Source organism: Arthrobacter glacialis (assembly GCF_002909415.1).
GTDB classification, from domain to species: domain Bacteria; phylum Actinomycetota; class Actinomycetes; order Actinomycetales; family Micrococcaceae; genus Specibacter; species Specibacter glacialis.
The window spans coordinates 445,251-464,269 of the sequence record NZ_PPXB01000001.1; the positions used below are offsets into that span (position 1 = coordinate 445,251).

Consider the following 19,019-nt stretch of genomic DNA (forward strand, 5'->3'; position numbering starts at 1 on the left):
AGCCGTCCGGCGTCGAACGCAAGGCAGAAATAGTGCGCCAGCACGTGAGCCGTGCTGGCCAGCTTTTACACAACAAAGCCGCTTACTGACAAGTAGCTCGGCTTAGTCACTAAAAATGACGTGAAATCGGTAGACCTGCGTCACATTGAGTTGCGCCTAAGGTGAGCCTGCCCTTCTAATGGATTGCGATCAATTTTTGTTCGCTAATTATCTCTACCGCCGAGAGGCCCCCATAATGTTTAGCAAATTGCAGTTCAGCAAAGCCGCTTTGACGGCGCTGGCTGGAGTATCCGTTCTGGCACTTGCCGCCTGCAGTGGCGCAGCGGCACCGGCCGAAAGCACAAGCGCAGCAGGCTCAGCCACTGACGCCATCACTGTTTACAACGCCCAGCATGAGTCGCTGACGCAGGCGTGGGTGGACGAGTTCACCAAGGAAACCGGCATCAAGGTCACCGTGCGCAACGGTGACGACTTGGAGCTGAGCAACCAGATCATCGCAGAAGGCGCCAAGTCGCCGGCCGATGTGTTCCTGACCGAGAATTCTCCCGCCATGACGCAGGTTGAAAATGCCGGCCTCTTCGCCGACATCAGCGCCAAGGTGCAGGAGCAGGTTCCTGCCGAGTACCGCCCCTCCACGAACAAGTGGGCCGGCATTGCCGCTCGCAGCACCGTTTTTGCCTACGACACCACCAAGCTGAAGGCTGATCAGCTGCCCAAGTCGCTCATGGACTTGGCCGATCCCGCGTGGAAGGGCCGCTGGGCCGCGTCACCGTCCGGCGCCGACTTCCAGGCGATCGTCTCCGCCATGTTGGAGCTCGAGGGTGAGGATGCAACGCTGTCCTGGTTGAAGTCCATGAAGGAAAACTTCAAGGCTTACAAGGGCAACAGCACCGCCATGAAAGCCGTCAACGCCGGCGAAGTTGAAGGCGCTGTCATCTACCACTACTACTGGTTCGGCGATCAGAACAAGACCGGCGAGAATTCCAAAAACGTGGCCATGCACTACTTCAAGAATGAAGATCCGGGCGCTTTTGTCTCCATCTCCGGCGGTGGCGTTTTGGCCTCCAGCCAGCACCAGGACAACGCCTCGAAGTTCCTCGAGTACGTCACGGGCAAGGCCGGCCAGACCATTCTGCAGACCGGCACCAGCTTTGAGTACCCGGTTGGCTCCGGCGTTGCCGCCAACGAGAAGCTGACCCCGCTTGCCGATCTTCAGGCCCCCAAGATTGACCCTGCCAAGCTGAACTCCGCCAAGGTGACTGAGCTGATGACGCAGGCTGGTCTACTGTAGTTTCAATGACCTCTGAACACAGTACGACGGCGGATGGTGCGCCGGGTGCCACAATCTCACCTAGCGCCGCTGGGGGCCGGGGCTCACGCCTAGGCCCCCGGCCCGTCGTCGTACTTTGTTTGCTGATTGCCGCGTTCTCCCTGCTGCCGCTGGGCTTCGTGGTGGTTGCCACCGCCAACGCCGGGTGGGACACCGTTGTGAAATTGGTGTTCCGCCCGCGTGTTGGCGAATTGTTGTTTAACACGCTGTCACTGGTCCTGATCACAGTGCCGCTGTGTGTGGTGCTGGGCATTGGCGGGGCATGGCTGGTGGAGCGCACCCGCCTGGCCGGGCACAAGGCGTGGGCGGTGTTGCTGGCGGCGCCGCTGGCCATCCCGGCCTTTGTGAACAGTTATGCGTGGGTTAGCGCCATTCCGTCCCTGGGTGGAATCTTTGGCGGCGTCCTGATTTCCGTGCTTTCCTACTTCCCGCTGGTTTACATTCCAGTGGCGGCGGTGCTGAGCAGGCTGGACCCTGCCCTGGAACAATCCGCAGCGTCACTGGGGCTGGGACCCTGGCGGGTGTTTTACAGGGTGGTGCTGCCGCAGTTGCGGCTGGCGGCGGCCGGTGGCGCATTGCTCGTGGCACTGCACCTGTTGGCTGAATACGGCGCCTTCGCCATGATTGCTTTCGACACCTTCACCACAGCCATCTACGACCAGTACCGGTCAACGTTCAACGGGGCGGCGGCCAACATGCTGGCCAGTGTACTGGTGCTGTTTTGCCTGCTGCTGCTGGTGGCTGAGTCCAAATCGCGCGGCAGCGCACGGTATGCGCGGGTGGGTGCCGGAGTGCAGTCCAACCCCACACGCCTGGCCTTGGGGATGTGGCAGCTGCCGGGGCAGTTGGCCCTGGTGGCTCTGACCGTCCTGGCATTCGGTGTGCCGCTGTGGCACGTGGGCCGCTGGCTGCTTGCCGGAGGCAGCGAAATTTGGGTCCGGGACGATCTGCTAACCGCGTTGTTGCAAACCCTTGGCTACGGCCTGGCCGGCGCCGCCCTGACCACAGTGCTGGCCTTTCCGCTGGCGTACTTGGTGGTGCGCCATCCGGGCCCCTTCAGCAAGGTCCTTGAGGCCGTCAACTACATCTCCAGCTCCATGCCGGGCATTGTGGTGGCGCTGGCGCTGGTGACAATCACCGTTCACAACGTCCCCGCCATCTACCAAACCTCGGTGGTGCTGGTGGCAGCCTACGCACTGCTGTTCATGCCCCGGGCCCTGGTGAATCTGCGGGCCGGGCTGGCGCAGGTGCCGCGTGAGCTCGATGAAGCGGCACAGGCATTGGGGAAGCCGCCGTTCATTGCCTTCCTGCGGGTGACGTTGCGTCTTTCGGCCCCCGCGGCCGCGGGTGGCGCTGCCTTGGTGTTCCTGGGAATTGTCAACGAACTGACGGCCACCTTGCTGCTGGCACCCAACGGCACCCGGACTTTGGCCACCGCGTTTTGGTCCCTCAGCAGCGAAATTGATTACATGGGTGCAGCGCCCTATGCGCTGTTGATGATTGTGCTCTCAGCTCCCATGACGTACTTACTTTTTGTGCAATCCAAGAAAGCCGCAGGCCAATGACGTCTCAGCCCACCAACCCCGGCGGCACCACCAACAAGGCGGGCCGGACCGCCGGTGACGTGCCGGACCACTTGCAGGTGACGGGCGTACGCAAGAATTTTGGCAGTACCGAAGTGCTTAAGGGTGTGGATTTGGCTGTGGCGCAGGGCCGCACCACGGCCATTGTTGGCCCCTCCGGTTCGGGAAAGACCACGCTACTGCGCCTGATAGCCGGTTTTTCAGCCCCCGATTCCGGCCGCATTGCCTTAGCCGGTGAGGAAGTGGCGGGCCAATCCACCTGGGTTCCGGCCCACAAGCGCAGCGTCGGATATGTGGCCCAGGATGGGGCGCTGTTCCCACATCTGAGCGTTGGCGCAAACATCGCGTTTGGCCTGCCCCTGCGGGGCAAGGCTGCCTCCTTGCGGGTGGGGGAGCTGCTGGAAATGGTGTCGATGGATGCCTCCTACGCCAAGCGCCGCCCGCACCAGCTTTCCGGCGGCCAGCAGCAGCGGGTGGCGCTGGCGCGTGCCCTGGCCCGGCAGCCCGAGCTGATGCTGCTGGATGAACCGTTCAGCGCCCTGGACGCCGGTTTGCGGGTTGCTACGCGCCGGGCCGTGGCCCAGACGCTTGAGCAGGCAGGTGTCACCACCATTTTGGTGACCCATGACCAAGCCGAGGCTTTGAGCTTTGCCGATCAAGTGGCTGTCATGCGGGACGGCAAATTGGCGCAGATCGGCAGCCCGTTTGTTGTTTACACGCGGCCCTCGGATAGGGCCACGGCCGAGTTCCTGGGGGACGCAGTGATTCTTGAGGCGTGGATGGAGGGCTCGCTGGCCCTGTGTTCACTGGGTGGAATCCCTGTGCGCCGCCCGCCTGCCCAAGGCAAGGTGAACTTGATGCTGCGCCCCGAGCAGATCCGGATTGCCAGTGGCGGGCCCATCCGCGGCCGTGTGGTGGACACCGACTACTTTGGCCCGGAAACCACTGTGCGGATCCAGCTGGAACCCATCGCGGCCGATGCAGCCCACCCCGTGGACCCGCACCAGCCGGTGGGCGGGGAGATCATCAGCATCCGGCATTGGAACGCCATGCTGGCCCGGCCGGGAACTGAACTGTTCTTGAAAGTTGTGGGGGAGGGCGTCGTCTTCCCGCTGGAGGGCTGATTCGGGCCAGTTCAGGCCCTTCACCCATTCCAAACCGCAGCTGATGCGGGTGCGACGGCGTCGCACCCGCATCAGCTGCGGTTTGGAATCAGAAGACCGGTGAGGCGGAGAATAGGACTCGGCGGCTGGCAGGGGCCGAAACCCAGCATTCATTAACCAAAAAACCCCGCCTTGGCGGGGTTTTAGTGGAGCCTCCAAACAGAATCGAACTGTTGACCTTTTCATTACGAGTGAAACGCTCTACCAACTGAGCTATGGAGGCCTGTGCTAGCTGAAAGTCCCTATTGGGGCTAGCTGCTGAACACAAGAAACAACTCTAATATGCGCGGGGCGGATGTACAAAATCGGCCCTGCCCAGAAGCTGCCCAGAAGTCAGAAGATTTAGCAGCTGGTTCCAGATGCCGGCACTTTTCCGTCCACAAAGTATGCGTCCACCGTGGATGTCAGGCATTCGTTGGCGCGGCCGTAAGCCGTGTGGCCATCGCCGTTCCACGTGACCAAAACAGCTGAGTCAAGCTGCGTGGCCAACGCCTCCGCCCACCCGTACGGTGTTGCAGGATCGCCAGTGGTGCCCACCACCAGGATGGGGCCCGCACCAGTCGCAGAGATGGGGGCGGGATTTCCCGTGGCCTGGTGCGGCCAGTATTTGCAGGACAGTCCGGAGAAGCTCAGCAACTTCCCAAAGGTGGGGGAAGCCTCTTCAAGGGCAACCGCCTGTTCGCGCATGTGGGCAATGTCCGAGTTCATGGGGTAGTCAAGGCAGTTGATGGACGTAAAAGCGGCTGCGGTGTTGGACTGGTACTTGCCGTCCGAATCGCGGTCGGCGGAGAAATCAGCCAACAGCAGCATCCCTGAGGCGTCGCCGGCGAATGCTTGTTTCAAGGCGCCCCTCAAGGGTTCCCAGAGATCGGTGGAGTACATGCCAAAGGCCAGTCCACCGGTGAACTCTGTTCCAGTGACCACACGGCCGGCAGGGGTTTCCTGCGGGGTGGCCGTGTAGACGGCCTGCAGATCGCGGATCTGCGCCATGGCTTCATCCACGGTTCCCGTGACGGGGCATTCGTTTGTTCCCAAGCAGTCCTTGGCCCAGGCCCGCAAGGCATTTTCAAAACCAACGGCCTGGCCCATGGATACCTGGTCAATGTCCAGGGACGGGTCCATGGCGCCGTCAAGGGAGAATTTTCCAACCCGGGCAGGGAATAGTCCGGCGTAGGTGGCACCTAGTTTGGTGCCGTAAGAGAACCCCATGTAGTTCAGTGCAGCGTCGCCCACAATGGCCCGCAAAATGTCCATGTCCTTGGCTGAACTGACAGTGTCAATGTATTCAAGGACTGGCCCGGAGTTTTTCTTGCACAGTTCTGTTTGGCGCTTGGTCTCGTCCTCCGCGCGGGCCAGGCCGGCGTCGGTGGACGGGTTAAAGGGCACCTGCCGGGCGGCGTCCATCTGGGCGTCGTCCAGGCATTTCACGCCGGCGGAGGCTTGCACGCCGCGAGGGTCAAAGCCCACCACGTCGTAGGCGCCGCGCAGCTTGTCGGAGAAGTAGCTTTTGGCCCCGTCCTTGACCATGCTCACGCCCGAGCCGCCGGGCCCGCCGGGGTTGACCAGCATGGCGCCCAAGCGTTTTCCGGTGGCAGGCAGCCGCGTCACGGCAAGCTTGATGGAGTCCTTCGCCGGATCCTCGTAGTTCATCGGGACGTCAACCTCGGCGCATTGGAAACCGCCGTTGCACGAACTCCATGTCACGCTCTGGGTGTAGAAGTCCAGCAATTCAGCCGGCACATCACCCACAACCTCCGGCGCCGCAGAGATCTTGACGGGCGCATCGGGCGCCAGCACTGAACACGAGCTCAGCAACAATGTTGCAATGCTGGCCGCGGCGGTGAGGAACAGGCGGTGGCGGTGGCGCCGCAATACTTTTCCGGCAGACATAGATAAATCCTTCACAGCTTAGAGCAGGCTGACTGCCATGGCTTCAAGGGCCAGCAGCGGGGCAACATTGGTGGTGGTGAGGCGTCGGCGCACGGCGTTGACGGCGTCCATGCGCTCAAGGGTTTGTTCGGGCCGGGTACGGGCCGCAAATTCCTGCAACTGTGCACGCAGCGGGTCGTTGACGAGCTCCACGGTTTCCCGTTCGACGCCGGACCCTCCCCGGGTGTCAAGCTGCAGTACCAGCACATCCCGGTAGAAGGAGAGCAGGTCGGTCAGGGCCCGGTCCAAGTGGTCCGTCACCGAGCGCTTGCCGCGGCGTTTTTGGTCCTCTTCCAGGGCCCGGACCTGGCTGCGCATCGATGGCGGCAGTGCCCCTGTCTCGGGGGCGCCCAGGTTGCGCAGCAGCGTGGCCTTCTCGACGGCGTCGCGCTCTTCATTGGAGGAGGACGCCTCGGCCTGGGCAAGCTCCAGCAAGGACGCCGCGGCGTGAACAGCCGTGGTGACATCGCGCAGATTCAACGGCAGCCGGACAGTGGCAACACGGCGCTCCCGGGCTCCGGGGTCGCTGGCCAGGCGGCGGGCAATGCCAATATGGCTTTGTGCGGCGCGGGCAGCATTGAGGGCCAGTTCGGGGTCAATGCCGTCACGGCGCACCAGCAAGGCGGCAACATCGGCCACCGGCGGCAAGCGCAATGTCAGGGTTCTGCACCGGGAACGGATGGTGACAAGCACGTCCGCCGGGCTGGGTGCGCAGAGGATCCAAATGGTCCTAGGCGGCGGCTCCTCGATGGCCTTCAGGAGCACATTGGTGGTGCGCTCGGCCATCCTGTCTGCATCGCCCACGATCATGACGCGCCAGCGGGCGGAAGACGGGCTGTCGTGGGCCTTGCGCACCAAGTTGCGGGCTTCCTCGATGGAGATGGTGGTTTTTTCCGTGGCGACGAAGGTGACATCGGCATTGGTTCCGGCCAACGTGGTGTGGCACGCCTTGCAGATGCCGCAGCCCCTTGCCACCAGCTCCGGGCGTTCGCACACCAGTGCCGCGGCAAAAGCCAGCGCCGCATTGGAGCGGCCGGATCCCGGCGGGCCCGTCAAAAGCCAGGCATGTGTGGGCTTCTCCGACTGGGCTGCGCGGCGCAGCTGTGCCACCACGGAGTCCTGCCCCTGGAGGTCTACCCAGACACTCATGCGCGGCCAGCGTCGCCGGTGGCCGTCCCGGCATTTTGGGCGGAATTCTGAGCCAGGAGTGCCGTAACACGTTGTTCAATGGCCTGGGCAAGTTCCGGTATTGCATCGCCGGCGGGCAACACCAAATAGTGGTTGGGGTGTGCCGCTGCCCGCTCCAGGAATGCGGCACGAATCGTGGCGTGGAAGGCGTCAGGTTCGGATTCCAGCCTGTCTTCCTGCGCATCTCCTGCCGTGCGCCTGGACCGGCCTGCAGCAGGTGTTACATCCAGCAGGACCGTCAAATCCGGCCACAGACCGCTGGTGGCCCAATCGTTGAGTTGCACTATGGTGTCGATGCCCAGCCCCCTGCCGGCGCCTTGGTAGGCAATGGAGGAATCGGCGTAGCGGTCGCTGATGACCACCTCGCCGCGGGCCACCGCCGGGGCAATAACCTGGGTGGCATGTGCGGCCCGGGCGGCGGCAAAAATGAGAGCCTCCGTTTTGGCGTCAATCTCGCCCTGCCCATGGTCAAGGACCAGGGAGCGCAGTTTTTCACCAATGGGGGTGCCGCCTGGCTCGCGGGTGCGCACCACCGTCCGGCCCGTCTGGGTAAGGAATGTGGTGAGCAGCGCAGTTTGGGTTGATTTTCCCGCACCGTCGCCACCTTCAAAAGCGATGAATAAGCCCGGCGACGGGGCAGAAGTAGGAGTCACACCATTAGCCTACCGGCCCAAGCTGTATGGTTCCTCGAGTCATCCACAGGCCCCGCCGCCGCCGCCGCCTCGCTCCTGAGCGGCGAGACGTTGACTACCCTCAAATAATCCTCAGACCGGTCCGGGCGTGGCGCAGCTGCTGGCTAGGAGGACAGGGCAGCGGTCATACGGCTCGTATTGGTTCGCATCATTTCCAAATAGCTGCCGGCGCCCTCGCCTGGGACACTGAGTGACTCCGAGAAGAGCGGCACAATGACCACCTTCACGTTGGCCTCTTCTGCCAAGACACGCACGAGCTTGTCCGGTTGGGAAGTGTCGGCAAAGATGGCCGGGACCCCTGCGTCCCGGACGGTGGTGGCCAAATCAAACAGGTCAGCGGCGCTGGGGGCCGCCAGTGTGGTGCCGCTGGGCATGACGGCGCCAATGACCTCCAAGCCAAAGCGGTGCGCCAGGTAGCCAAACACATGGTGGTTGGTGATGATTTTGCGCCTGTCTGGAGCCAAGGCAGCAAATTCCGTGGCCATCCACTGGTCCAGGGCGGCCACCTGTGCGCCGTAGATGGCTGCGTTGCTGTGCAGCAATCCCGGATCGGACAGGCTCACATGCTGTGCCACGGCGTCCTCAATGGCATCCACGGCCATCACGACGCGCTGGGGGTCTGTCCAGAAGTGCGGGTCGGGTGTGCCCGCAGACCCTGCGTCCTGGATTGCGAGTGGATTGACTGCCACGCCCACCTCCAATGCCGGCACCCCCTGTTCCTTGGCTGAGTCGATGTGAGCCAGGACACCTTCCTCCAGTCCCAGGCCATTGAAGACAATCAGTTGCGCCTGTTCCATCTGGCCCGCTTGGTGGGCGGATACGCCGAAGGAATGCGGATCGGCGTTCGCCTCCATGAGGACCACCACGTCGGCAGCGTCGCCCACAATGTTGCGTGTGATGTCACCCAAAATATTGGTGGTGACCATGATGGTGGCTTTTTCGCTGCCCGCAGGTACCGCCGCGCAGGACGTCAACACCCCTGCTGCTGCCATGAGTGCCGCCGCCGCGATGGTTGCACGACGGCGGCCTGCCCCGGCCCGCTGCCAAGGGACTGCCAACCGCCCGCTCACAGTCCGGTCTCCGCGAGCTGGGATGTGGCTCCGGAGGTGGCGAATGTCCGGGCCACCCGCAGCTTGTCCCGGTAGTCGATTTCGTGGATGGTCTGGGTTGCGGGGTGGCTGAGGTAGGCGCGGGTGGCATCCACCAGCAGGGACGGGGGAGCGCCCTCTTCACTCTCGGGGAGAATTTTCTGCTGACTCTCCACCGTGCCCGTGAGCGTGTTAAACGCGTACAAGGTCCCGCTTCTGCCAACACCCAAGGCGGCGGAGCCGTTGCCGGCAGTGGTGGAAGCCGCCAGGGGTTCCGGGCTGGCCATGAATTGCAGCTTTGCGCTGGCCACGTCAAGGTGCCACAATCCCGCGGCGCCCGCCAATGAAACCAATTCGCTGGAGCCGGGCCGGTGGTCAAAGGCCGTGATGCGTTCGGCAGGGCTGGGATAGGGAATTTTTGTGGACGTCAGGGATCCGTCGTCGTCATTGACCACCAGGACGCCGTCGCTGCAGCCAAACACAACACCGTGCCGGGTGCTCGCATGGCCCATGAGCGACGGGCACGTGGTGGCCAGGGCTTTTTCGTCGCCCCCCGCGGAATCGAAGGCGCTGATGGTGGTGGGCAGCTTGTCCGGGCCGGGGGAGCCCGTGATCAGGACATGCCCCTTATAAGGGACCGCCAAGCCACGGTGCGGTGGCCCTGGGATGGTCGCCGCCACCTTGATTTCACCCGAGTCCAGGTCTTCCCGGGAGAGGAGCGATGTTTTCCCCGTCTGTTCCTCGAAGATCGCCACGTGGTGCCCATCGCCGGCAACGGACCCGGCCCCCACAGATAGATCACCTGCCAACTGGCGCGCGGCGGTGCGGTAGAAGTGTTTGTGGTCGCCGTGCTCCACTGTCCACACGCCGGTATCGATAATGTGCAGCTTCCCGGTGGTTGCTGTGTGAACAAACAAATACCGGCCGTCGTCCGCCATGGAGCTCGCGCCGGGAAGGGAGGCGCTGAAACTTTCCTCCCCGGACAGTGGATCAACCATGGCGACGGTGCCGTTTGCCGCCGAAAGGTACGGCAGCAGGCTTTGAGCTTCGCCGGTCTCTGTGGCGCCGGCAACGTAGCCGTGGGCAGCCACGCTGCTGCCAGGGACAGGGGTGTGTGCCGGTGCAGGGGCGCACGCAGCCAGGGCGGTGATGGTCAGTGCTGCCATGGCGGTCAGCGTGGCTTGTTGAGAAGTCATGCGGGAAGAACCTTTCTGCACCACCGCGACGGTGGCATCAGTTTGTGAAGTCATGTGGTGGGGGCGGGTTTTGTGTCAGCGCTGGTGGGAACTGCCGGTGAACAGCGGCGTTGGCGCAGCAGGGGCCAAGCCGCCTTGATGGCGCTGGAGATGAAGAACAGCGCCACGGCCGTGGCGGCGATGGTGGCGCCGGCGGCCGTCCGTGCGTGCCATGACAGCAGGATTCCCACCATCACTGACACGCAGCCCAGAACTGCTGCGACGCCCATGACGGCTGGAATGGACTTCGCCCAGGGCAGGGCGGCCGCGGGTGGGGCGATGAGCAGGCCAAATACCAGCAAGGTGCCCACTACTTGGAACGATCCGGCCATGGCGGCTGTCACCAGCAGTAAAAGTACTGTTGCCGCAAGATCGGGGCGCATTCCCAGGGTTGCCGCCTTGCGTGCGTCAAAGGCCAGTGCCGTAAACGGACGGTGAAAAATGGCTGCCACCAGGGCTGTGGCCGCCAGAATGCCGCAGAGCAGCCAGATGTCGCTGAATTTGACGGCCAAAATGTCGCCAAAGAGAATCCCTGTCAGGTCCACGGCAAATGACCGAGAGCGCGAAATGATGATGACACCTGCCGCCAGCATCCCCACGAAGAGCAGCCCGATCGAGGTGTCGTGGGTCAGCCGCCGGTGCCGGGACATCGCTGAAACGCCGAACGCCATGGCTGCGGCGCTGACGGCTGCGCCCACTACGGGGTTGCCGCCAAGCAGCAGCGCCACGGCGATGCCCGGGAGCATGCCGTGGGACATGGCGTCGCCCAGAAACGCCATGCCCCGCAATACCACCCAAGTGCCCACCATGGCGCAGAGTAGTGCGACGGCGAAACCGCCAATCAGGGCACGTTGGATAAAGGAAACGTCGAAGGGTTCAAGCAGCCAGTCCATCACTTGAGCATACTATAATGAGAATCATTATCAATTACGAAGGAGTGTGCCTTGGGTGCTGCCAGTGTTGAGAACGTTGTTTTCTCCTATGGATCGCGGCGGGTGATTGACGGGTTGGACATTCATTTCCGTGCCGGGGCGCTAACGGCTGTCAAGGGCGCCAATGGCTCGGGGAAGTCCACCTTGCTGGGTTTGATTGCCGGCACCTTGCGGCCCTCGCAGGGGGCCGTTCATCTGGCCGAGGCGGCCCGTCCCGCCTTGGTGTTGCAACACAGCGCTGTTTCCCAGGCACTTCCCCTGACCGTGCGGGCGGCGGTGGAAATGGGTTGTTGGGGCAATCGCAGCTGGCTGCGCCGCCTGCGTGCGCAAGAGCGCGGGGAGGTGGCGGAGTTGCTGGACCGGCTCGGCTTGACCGAGCTGGCGCATCGCCAATTGGGGGAGCTTTCCGGTGGGCAGCGCCAGCGGGTGTTGCTGGCTCAGGGGCTTGCCCAGCGCTCAAAGCTGCTGTTGCTGGACGAGCCAACAGCGGGTGTGGATGAGCAATCGCATGCAAGGATTCGGGAGGTCATCGCCCATGAACTGGCGCGCGGGGTTGCTGTCATCGAGGTGACCCACAGCAATGCCGATGCCGCGGAAGCTGGGCGGGTGCTTGTGCTGGCGGACGGCCGCCTGGTGTCCGACTCACTGGGCGTTGCCTAGGATGTGAAGCCCTGATGCAAAAGTGCGGGTGTTGCGGGCTCCGCGGAGCCCGCAACACCCGCGCCGGGTGGATCAGACTGGCTGGATCAGCCGGAGATGCCGGTGATTTCATTGGGTGTGTGCGCCAGCGAGTGGCTTGCCGTGACGGTGGACGAGCCCAGGTCCACCACGTGGAGCAGTTTCTTGGCCGGTTCGCTCACGTAGGCGGTGGTTCCATCCACAAAGATGGCCGGGCGCGGCTGCTGCCAATCCAGGGGTTCCTCCCACGGCGCCACAACCGTGACGGCGCCGCTCTCCTTCCCGGAGTTGGCGTCATGGATGTGCAGCTTGCCGTCCGTGCCCAGAATCAGCGCGGCCCCGTCGGCACTTCTGGCCAAGGAGCGGAAGGAGTACGAGTAGTTGATGGGGACCAGCGTGAGTGTTCCGGTGGCCGTGTTGGTCAGCGAAAACGTTGCGGGGCGCTCCAATTCGGCGTTCTTGTCCTTCTTGTAGTCGCCCAGAACCACCGGCGATGCGTCGCTGCCGGCCTGATTACCGATCCTCCCATAGCGCTCGGGTGCGGCGATCTTGGTGATCTTTCCATCCTTGACCACCAGCAGGCCGTCCTGGCAGCCGACGACGACGGCCCCGCCTTGCGCCGTTGCCTCACCGTGGACCCCTGGGCAGTCATTGCTTTCCGCCAGGACTTCCCGGGTGCCGTTGCTTGCCGGCTTTGCCAGCAGCTTGACGCCTGAGCGGCTCTCACTGGTGCCCTCGGTGACCACCAGCTCGCCGCCGGCAAGTTGCACGGCCACGCCATGATGCGCGGCGCTGGTCTTGAATTCCTGTGTCGCCGGCAGGGCGCCTTGCCCAAGGTCGCCCGGATTGAAGATCTGGATGCTGCCGGTTCCGTCGTCGAACAGGACCGTGCGGCCGTCGTGGTTGACCACATGCCCCGGTTTGTTGGCCGGGAATTTGAGTTCTTCCAAGGCGGGGGTCCCCGTGAAGTGATGGAAATGGTCGCCATGCTTTTCGGACCAGCTGCCCATGTCGAGGACCTGGAACCCGCCCGCAGTGGAGACCAGCACGTGCCGGCCGTCGCCAGCCGGACTGACCCTGTTGAATCCGGACAGGGGCAGCTCGGCCGCAACCTTGCCTGTGTCCGCGTCGAGAACGCTCATGCCGCCGTCGTGGGTCAGGACCAGCCGGCTCTGGGCTGTCTCCGCTTCATCGCCCCCCTCGGCATGTGCCGCATGGCTGGTGTGCTGGTCGGCGGCGGACGGTGTCGGCGCACTGCCGCAGGCGGACAAGGCCAATGCTGCGGCGAGTGCAAAAGCCGACAGGGCAGGTGTCGTGAGGCGCCGTGCCCGCCGGGTGGTGGTTTCTGGTGGATGGGTGTGTTGTGTGATGGTCATGACACCGATGCTAATCTTAATGAGAATCATTATCAAAATGAAGGAAAGGTGTGACGGCCAAGTGCGCGGGCCGTCGCCGTCATGAAATTGCCACCACGGTGACGCGGGGCACTAATCTGGAGGGTATGACTCTCCACGCACCCAACCATCTTGAGAACCTCAGCCCCGACACCATGGTTGTGGCGGCAGGACGGCCGGCGCGGGAACATGATTCCCCCGTAAACCCGCCCATTGTGCTGTCCTCGACGTACGTGGGCACCGGCGCAGTGGTGGATGGGGACAGGGCCTACGGGCGCTACTCCAACCCCACTTGGGATCCGTTGGAGGAGGCGTTGTCGGAGTTGGAGGGTGCCACACTTCCGGCACTCCTCTTCAGCTCGGGCCTGGCTGCAGTTTCGGCGGCACTGTCCCTGATTCCCGTGGGCGGCGTGCTGGTCATGCCCACCCACTCCTACCAAGGTGCGCTGGTCATGGCGCAGGAGCAATCGGCAAAGGGCCTGTTCACTCTGCGTACCGTGGACATTGCCAACAATGACGAGGTCATTGCGGCCCTCACCGGCTCGGGCGAAAAGGCCGCCAGCATGCTGTGGCTGGAAAGCCCCACCAACCCCATGTTGGAGGTGGCCGACATGCAGGTCTTGTGCCGTTCGGCTCAAGCCGTGGGTGCCATCATCGTCACTGACAACACTTTCTCCACCCCGCTGGTGCAAAAGCCGCTGGAACTGGGTGCCGACCTCGTCCTGCACTCCGTCACCAAATACCTGGCCGGGCACTCGGACGTGGTGCTGGGTGCCCTGGCCACCTCCAATCCGGAGCTGCGCAGCACGCTGTTGCACCACCGCTCCATCCACGGCGCCATTGCCGGCCCGTTCGAAGCGTGGCTGGCACTGCGTGGCCTGCGCACCTTGGCGTTGCGGGTGGAACGCTCACAGGCCAGTGCCGTGGAGCTGGCTCAGCGCCTTGACCTGCACGACGCCGTGGAGCGGGTTTTGTTCCCCGGCCTGCCACTGGATCCTGGCCATAATCGCGCCAAGGCGCAAATGAACGGCTTCGGCTCCATTTTGTGCATTGAGGTCGCTGGCGGGGAAGCCGCAGCCACCGCCTTTGTTGAGGCCTTGCGGCTCTGGACTCCGGCCACGTCGTTGGGCGGCGTGGAGTCCTTGATTGAGCGCCGTCGCCGCCACGCCAACGAGCCGGAGACGGTTCCGGCCAACCTGCTGCGCCTGAGCGTGGGCATTGAAAATGTTGAGGACTTGTGGCGCGATTTGGAGCAGGCGTTTGACCAGCTTTCCGGCCCACAGTAGTTTCCCAGCAAACAGGCAGCCCGGTCAGCATCGTTGACCTGTAAGCTTGAATTGTGGCTATCTTTTTGATCTATGTAGAGTTCCTCATCCTGGTGGCCTTTGGTCTGCTCGCCCTAGGCATTCAGTTGTGGGCGCTGGGCGATTGCCTGCGCACGCCAGCCTCGGCTTTTGAGCGGGTCTACAAGAAGACCAAGACGTTCTGGACGGCACTGACCGCCGGGGCGTCCTTCTTTGGTTTCCTCTTCATCATTGGGCCCATCATGTCCCTGGGGGGTCCGGTGCCGATGGCTCCCTCGCTGGGCATGGGCATGATTCTCTGCCTGGCCGGGGTCACGGCTGCCGGTGTTTACCTGGCCGACGTCCGCCCCGTGTTGGTTGAAGTTCGCGGCCGCGGCAATGGCCAGCAAAACCGTGGATCGTCCTGGTAGTTTAGGGCGCCACGGCTGACCACGCCACGGTCAGCTCACCCAAGCGCCACCGTGAGGGTGCGCGCACCACCGGCCATCCGGCGTCGTACATTTTTTGGCACATGGACAGCCAACGCTGCCGGTTCCCAAACGATGCCAGCGGCGCCCCGGCGAGCCAATGCTGATCCAGCGCCTGCAGAAAACCGTGGATCTTTTCGCCCGGCGCATTGTGGTGGATGAGTGCCTTGGGCAGCCTCTCGGCTACGTCACTGGGCAGCTCGAAGGCGCCAAAGCGCAGCGAAATGGTCAGCGATTGCGGGCCTGTCTTATCCAGCGCAATCCAGGTGGTGCGGCGGCCAATCTCATCGCACGTGCCATCCACAAAAATGCCGTGCGGGGACAGCCGGGCGCGGACCGTGTCCCAAATGAGCGCAACGTCGGCCTCATCATATTGGCGCAGCACGTTGAAGGCGCGGACCATGGTGGCCTGCCCCGGAACCGGAATCTCAAACCCGCCCACCCGGAAATCAAGGCCTTCATGCTCCAGGGGTTTGGCAATGCGGACCCGCTCGGGCTCAATTTCAATGCCCGTGACGTGCACGTCCGGGCAGACTGCCTGGAGACGCGCATACAGTTCAACGGCTGTGGCGGGGGAGCCCCCGTAGCCCAAATCGATCACCAGCGGATTGGCCTCGCGCCGCAGCCGCCACGCCTGCGGGCCTGCCAGCCAGCGGTCCACCCGGCGCAAACGATTGGGGTTGGTGGTGCCGCGGGTGACATTGCCAAAGGGCTTGTTGCGCTGGCGCGTGGCCCTGGCAGCAGGGTCCACGGAATTGCCTTTGACCCGCTGCGCACGTTGAACCACAGAACAAGTTTAGAGGTGCGCGGCAGGAGGTCCTGACCAGGGGTGGCGGGCCCGGACCCTGAAATTATGCGCCAGACCCGCGGTGGGTTTTGCGCATGAGTGTTTATGCGCAGAACTCGCGGCGGGTTCACCGCAGAAGTTCAGGGTCAGGCCCCGCAGAAGCAGTGCCGCGTAGCAATTCAGGTCCGCGCAGCCCCGCCCGGTAGGATGAAACTATGACTTATACGCTGATTTTGCTTCGCCATGGCCACAGTGAGTGGAACGCCAAGAACCTGTTCACCGGTTGGGTGGATGTTGACCTGAATGATCAGGGCCGCACAGAGGCCGCCCGCGGCGGTGAGCTGCTGGTTGAGAACAATGTTCTCCCGGACGTGCTGTACACCTCGCGCCTCAAGCGTGCCATCAACACCGCCAACCTTGCCCTTGATGTTGCCGACCGCGGCTGGATCGACGTCAAGCGCGACTGGCGCCTGAACGAACGCCACTACGGCGCATTGCAGGGCAAGGACAAGGCCCAGACGCTGGCCGAGTACGGTGAAGATCAGTTCATGGAATGGCGTCGCAGCTACGACACCCCGCCGCCGCCCCTCTCCGATGACAGCGAGTTCTCCCAGGCCCACGACCCCCGCTACGCAGACCTGGGTGACGCCCTCCCGCGCACCGAGTGCCTCAAGGACGTCCTTGTCCGTCTGCTCCCGTACTGGGAATCAGACATCAAGGAAGACCTCAAGGCCGGCAAGACTGTTCTGGTCACGGCCCACGGCAACTCACTGCGCGCCCTGGTCAAGCACCTGGACGGCATCTCGGATGAGGCCATCGCGTCCCTGAACATCCCCACGGGCATCCCGCTGGTATACGAACTGGATGAGAACTTCGCCCCCATCACTCCCGGTGGCAAGTACCTGGATCCGGAAGCTGCCGCGGCGTCCATCCAGGCCGTTGCCAATCAGGGCAAAAAGTAACTCCACCGCTTAAAGTACGACGGCGGCGGGCCACCTTTGTTGAAAAGGTGGCCCGCCGCCGTCGAACTTTAACGCAAGCGCGCCCATCCCCAGCCGCTCCCACTTCTCGCAAGCTCGAAGCGGGTCCCTCGCGGCAGTGGGCGCGCCGGGTGTTGCTGCGACAGGCTAGACGGTGAGGAAGTCCTCGGGCTGCCATTCACCCGTCACCAGGTAGGAAACTTTGCGGGCTACGGAGACGCCGTGGTCGCCAAAGCGTTCAAAGTAGCGGCTGGCCAAGGTGACATCCACGGTTGTTGCAGCGGTTTCATTCCAGTCCGGGGCTGCCATGGTGGAGAAAACACTCTTGTGGAGTTTGTTGATCTGGCTCTTGGCGGCGGCAATGTCGCCCACCAGCTCCAAGTCGCGGGAGTCCAGCAGCTCGGTGACCTTCTCCGCAATGACGATGTCCAGACGCGCCAACTCGGCGAAGGTGCTGGTCAGCGACGCCGGAATGACCTGGTTGGGGAAGCGCAGCCGGGTCAGTTGGGCAATGTGACGGGCCAAGTCGCCCATGCGTTCCAGGGACGCGCTCATCCGCAGCGAACCGACAATCATGCGCAGATCGCTGGCCACGGGGCCCTGCAAGGCAAGCACGTCAATGGCGCGTTCGTCCAGGTCGTTCTGCAGGAAATCGATGCGGGCGTCCGCGGCAATGACTTCCTGGGCTGTCTGCAGATCAGCGGCAGCGAAAGCGGTCGACGCCTTGGTGATGGCCTCGCCAACCAGGGCAGAGATCTCAATAAGTCCCTCGCCAATTTGGTGAAGTTCGGCCTGGAAAACTTTACGCACGCGTGTGTCCTTTCATGGGCAGCCCACGGGGGGCCTCAATACGTTCCAGCATGCCACTTCCATGTGAACATGAGCGCACTAAAAGGTGAACGTTTGTTGAACGAGGGCTGTGTGGAGTCAGTTTTGGCTAAAATCACCCCGCAACGGCATAGGCTGGTTGCGTGGATCCCCTGTTGGTTGGAGTAGTTGCCGGGCTTATTGGCCTGACCCTTGGCGTGTTTGGCATGCTCGCCTTTAGCATCAGCGAAAGATCGCGCAAGCAGCCGCTGGATATTGCCGAACCAACGCTGCCCGAGGGCGCTGCGGAAGTGCTTTCGGTGGTGGGCAAGGCCTTCATTGTGATTGACACGGTCGACGGCGTGGTGCGGGCCAGCCCGGGCGCCTACGCCTTCGGTTTGGTGCGCGGCCACACGGTGGTGCACAAGGAGCTGATTGAGCTGGCACACAGAGTGCGTCGTGATGGGGTCATTGAGGAACGCGACTTGATCCTGCCGCGCCAGGTTTTGCCCCATGCGGCGCCCCATCCAAGCCCCACGCCAAGCTCACATTCGGCCGGCACCCAGGGGGCGGCGGTGGAGGCCCACACCGCAAATGTGCCACAGTCATCCACGGCGCCGGGGCAGGGAACCTTGGTGATTCAGGTGCGCGTGGCGCCGCTGGGCGAGGAATACATTCTCCTGCTGGCTGATGACCGCACCGAAATTGCGCGCACCGAAGCTGTCCGCAATGATTTTGTGGCCAACGTTTCCCACGAACTCAAGACACCGGTGGGCGCCATCTCGCTGCTGGCAGAGGCCCTTGAATCTGCGCCGGAGGACCAAGCCACCGTGCGCCGCTTTGCCAAGCGCATGATGACAGAATCCGCCCGCCTGGCCGCGCTGGTGCAGGACATCATTGAACTCTCACGGTTGCAGGGCAAGGACGTTGCCCGCGTGGGCACCGACGTTGACATGAATGCAGTGATCGCCGAGGCTGTGGACAGAACCCGCCTGCCGGCCCAAAGCAAGAACATCAATCTTGCCGTGGGACCGCATAAAGTTGCTGAGGTGTACGGCGACCAGGCCCAATTGGTCACGGCCCTGCGCAACCTGATCGACAACGCCGTGCGCTATTCCCCGGAAAACACCCAGGTGGGGATCGGCCTGTCGGTAGGCGACGGCGTGGTCTCCGTCAGTATTTCCGATCAGGGTGACGGGCTCTCCCCGGTCGAGCAGGACAGAATTTTTGAGCGCTTCTACCGCGTCGATGCCGCCCGATCCCGCCATACAGGTGGCACGGGGCTTGGGCTGAGCATCGTCAAACACATTGTGAGCAACCACGGCGGTGAAGTGACGGTGTGGTCGGCACCGAAAATGGGCTCAACCTTCACCGTGCGCCTGCCGCAACTTTCCCACCCAACGTCCGACGGCGGCGCTGATCACAGCGCGAACCGGCACCCCAGAATGATCTAAGGAGCGCA

17 protein-coding genes and 1 tRNA gene are annotated in these 19,019 nt (G+C 63.2%); 8 read left to right on the forward strand and 10 right to left on the reverse strand.

The window, feature by feature from the left end:
* Nucleotides 1-235 precede the first annotated feature (235 nt).
* Genes CVS28_RS01960 through CVS28_RS01970 form a run of 3 tightly spaced genes read left to right on the forward strand, consistent with a single transcriptional unit; the run spans nt 236 to nt 4,037 of the window.
* Entirely contained in the window at nt 236-1,291 is a 1,056-nt protein-coding gene (locus tag CVS28_RS01960) for an iron ABC transporter substrate-binding protein (RefSeq protein ID WP_103464078.1), read from the forward strand.
* A gap of 5 nt (nt 1,292-1,296) precedes the next feature.
* Nucleotides 1,297-2,895, forward strand: coding sequence for an ABC transporter permease (locus CVS28_RS01965; RefSeq protein ID WP_103480447.1), 1,599 nt, complete (start codon nt 1,297-1,299; stop codon nt 2,893-2,895).
* Nucleotides 2,892-4,037: an ABC transporter ATP-binding protein gene (locus CVS28_RS01970; RefSeq protein WP_103464080.1), complete on the forward strand. Its 1,146-nt coding sequence runs from the start codon at nt 2,892-2,894 to the stop codon at nt 4,035-4,037. Before CVS28_RS01965 ends, CVS28_RS01970 begins: the two co-directional genes overlap by 4 nt.
* A 186-nt stretch (nt 4,038-4,223) precedes the next feature.
* Here the strand turns inward: CVS28_RS01970 and CVS28_RS01975 are convergent.
* From CVS28_RS01975 to aztB, 7 genes are all read right to left on the reverse strand, one after another.
* Nucleotides 4,224-4,299: transfer RNA gene (locus CVS28_RS01975), tRNA-Thr, on the reverse strand.
* Nucleotides 4,300-4,418: 119 nt separating this feature from the next.
* Entirely contained in the window at nt 4,419-5,966 is a 1,548-nt protein-coding gene (locus CVS28_RS01980; RefSeq protein WP_103480448.1) for an alpha/beta hydrolase, read from the reverse strand.
* A gap of 18 nt (nt 5,967-5,984) precedes the next feature.
* The gene (locus CVS28_RS01985) at nt 5,985-7,154 is read right to left on the reverse strand and encodes a DNA polymerase III subunit delta' (RefSeq protein ID WP_103480449.1); all 1,170 of its coding nucleotides are present in this window, start codon (nt 7,152-7,154) and stop codon (nt 5,985-5,987) included.
* Nucleotides 7,151-7,846, reverse strand: coding sequence for a dTMP kinase (gene tmk, locus CVS28_RS01990; RefSeq protein WP_103480450.1), 696 nt, complete (start codon nt 7,844-7,846; stop codon nt 7,151-7,153). The genes CVS28_RS01985 and tmk overlap by 4 nt, the downstream gene beginning before the upstream one ends.
* 143 nt (nt 7,847-7,989) lie before the next feature.
* Nucleotides 7,990-8,955: a zinc ABC transporter substrate-binding protein AztC gene (gene aztC / locus CVS28_RS01995; protein ID WP_243399631.1), complete on the reverse strand. Its 966-nt coding sequence runs from the start codon at nt 8,953-8,955 to the stop codon at nt 7,990-7,992.
* Entirely contained in the window at nt 8,952-10,169 is a 1,218-nt protein-coding gene (locus tag CVS28_RS02000) for a PQQ-like beta-propeller repeat protein (RefSeq protein WP_133159023.1), read from the reverse strand. The genes aztC and CVS28_RS02000 overlap by 4 nt, the downstream gene beginning before the upstream one ends.
* Before the next feature lie 50 nt (nt 10,170-10,219).
* A complete protein-coding gene (gene aztB / locus CVS28_RS02005) occupies nt 10,220-11,101 on the reverse strand; it encodes a zinc ABC transporter permease AztB (RefSeq protein WP_103464085.1) in 882 nt (293 codons plus the stop codon).
* 51 nt (nt 11,102-11,152) lie between these two features.
* Here aztB and aztA point away from each other — a divergent pair, with 51 nt between their 5' ends.
* Entirely contained in the window at nt 11,153-11,800 is a 648-nt protein-coding gene (gene aztA, locus CVS28_RS02010; RefSeq protein ID WP_103464086.1) for a zinc ABC transporter ATP-binding protein AztA, read from the forward strand.
* An 86-nt stretch (nt 11,801-11,886) separates the two neighbouring features.
* Here the strand turns inward: aztA and aztD are convergent, their stop codons facing one another.
* Nucleotides 11,887-13,194, reverse strand: a complete 1,308-nt coding sequence (gene aztD, locus CVS28_RS02015) for a zinc metallochaperone AztD (RefSeq protein ID WP_243399632.1) — start codon at nt 13,192-13,194, stop codon at nt 11,887-11,889.
* Nucleotides 13,195-13,319: 125 nt separating this feature from the next.
* On the opposite strand from aztD, the gene CVS28_RS02020 reads away from it, so the two are divergent.
* Nucleotides 13,320-14,498, forward strand: coding sequence for a trans-sulfuration enzyme family protein (locus CVS28_RS02020; RefSeq protein ID WP_103480486.1), 1,179 nt, complete (start codon nt 13,320-13,322; stop codon nt 14,496-14,498).
* Between the two features lie 53 nt (nt 14,499-14,551).
* Nucleotides 14,552-14,926 carry a DUF2516 family protein gene (locus CVS28_RS02025; protein WP_243399633.1) on the forward strand — a complete coding sequence of 125 codons (375 nt, stop codon included), beginning with the start codon at nt 14,552-14,554 and terminating at the stop codon, nt 14,924-14,926.
* Nucleotide 14,927: 1 nt separating this feature from the next.
* On the opposite strand, the gene CVS28_RS02030 is transcribed toward CVS28_RS02025, so the two are convergent.
* Nucleotides 14,928-15,770: a class I SAM-dependent methyltransferase gene (locus tag CVS28_RS02030; RefSeq protein ID WP_423716371.1), complete on the reverse strand. Its 843-nt coding sequence runs from the start codon at nt 15,768-15,770 to the stop codon at nt 14,928-14,930.
* Nucleotides 15,771-15,985: 215 nt separating this feature from the next.
* Here CVS28_RS02030 and CVS28_RS02035 point away from each other — a divergent pair, with 215 nt between their 5' ends.
* On the forward strand, nt 15,986-16,732 hold the full coding sequence (locus tag CVS28_RS02035; RefSeq protein ID WP_103464088.1) for a phosphoglyceromutase: 747 nt from the start codon (nt 15,986-15,988) through the stop codon (nt 16,730-16,732).
* 165 nt (nt 16,733-16,897) lie between these two features.
* On the opposite strand, the gene phoU is transcribed toward CVS28_RS02035, so the two are convergent.
* On the reverse strand, nt 16,898-17,560 hold the full coding sequence (phoU, locus tag CVS28_RS02040; RefSeq protein ID WP_103480453.1) for a phosphate signaling complex protein PhoU: 663 nt from the start codon (nt 17,558-17,560) through the stop codon (nt 16,898-16,900).
* 161 nt (nt 17,561-17,721) lie between these two features.
* Here phoU and CVS28_RS02045 point away from each other — a divergent pair, with 161 nt between their 5' ends.
* Nucleotides 17,722-19,011, forward strand: a complete 1,290-nt coding sequence (locus tag CVS28_RS02045; RefSeq protein ID WP_243399634.1) for a sensor histidine kinase — start codon at nt 17,722-17,724, stop codon at nt 19,009-19,011.
* Nucleotides 19,012-19,019: the final 8 nt, after the last annotated feature.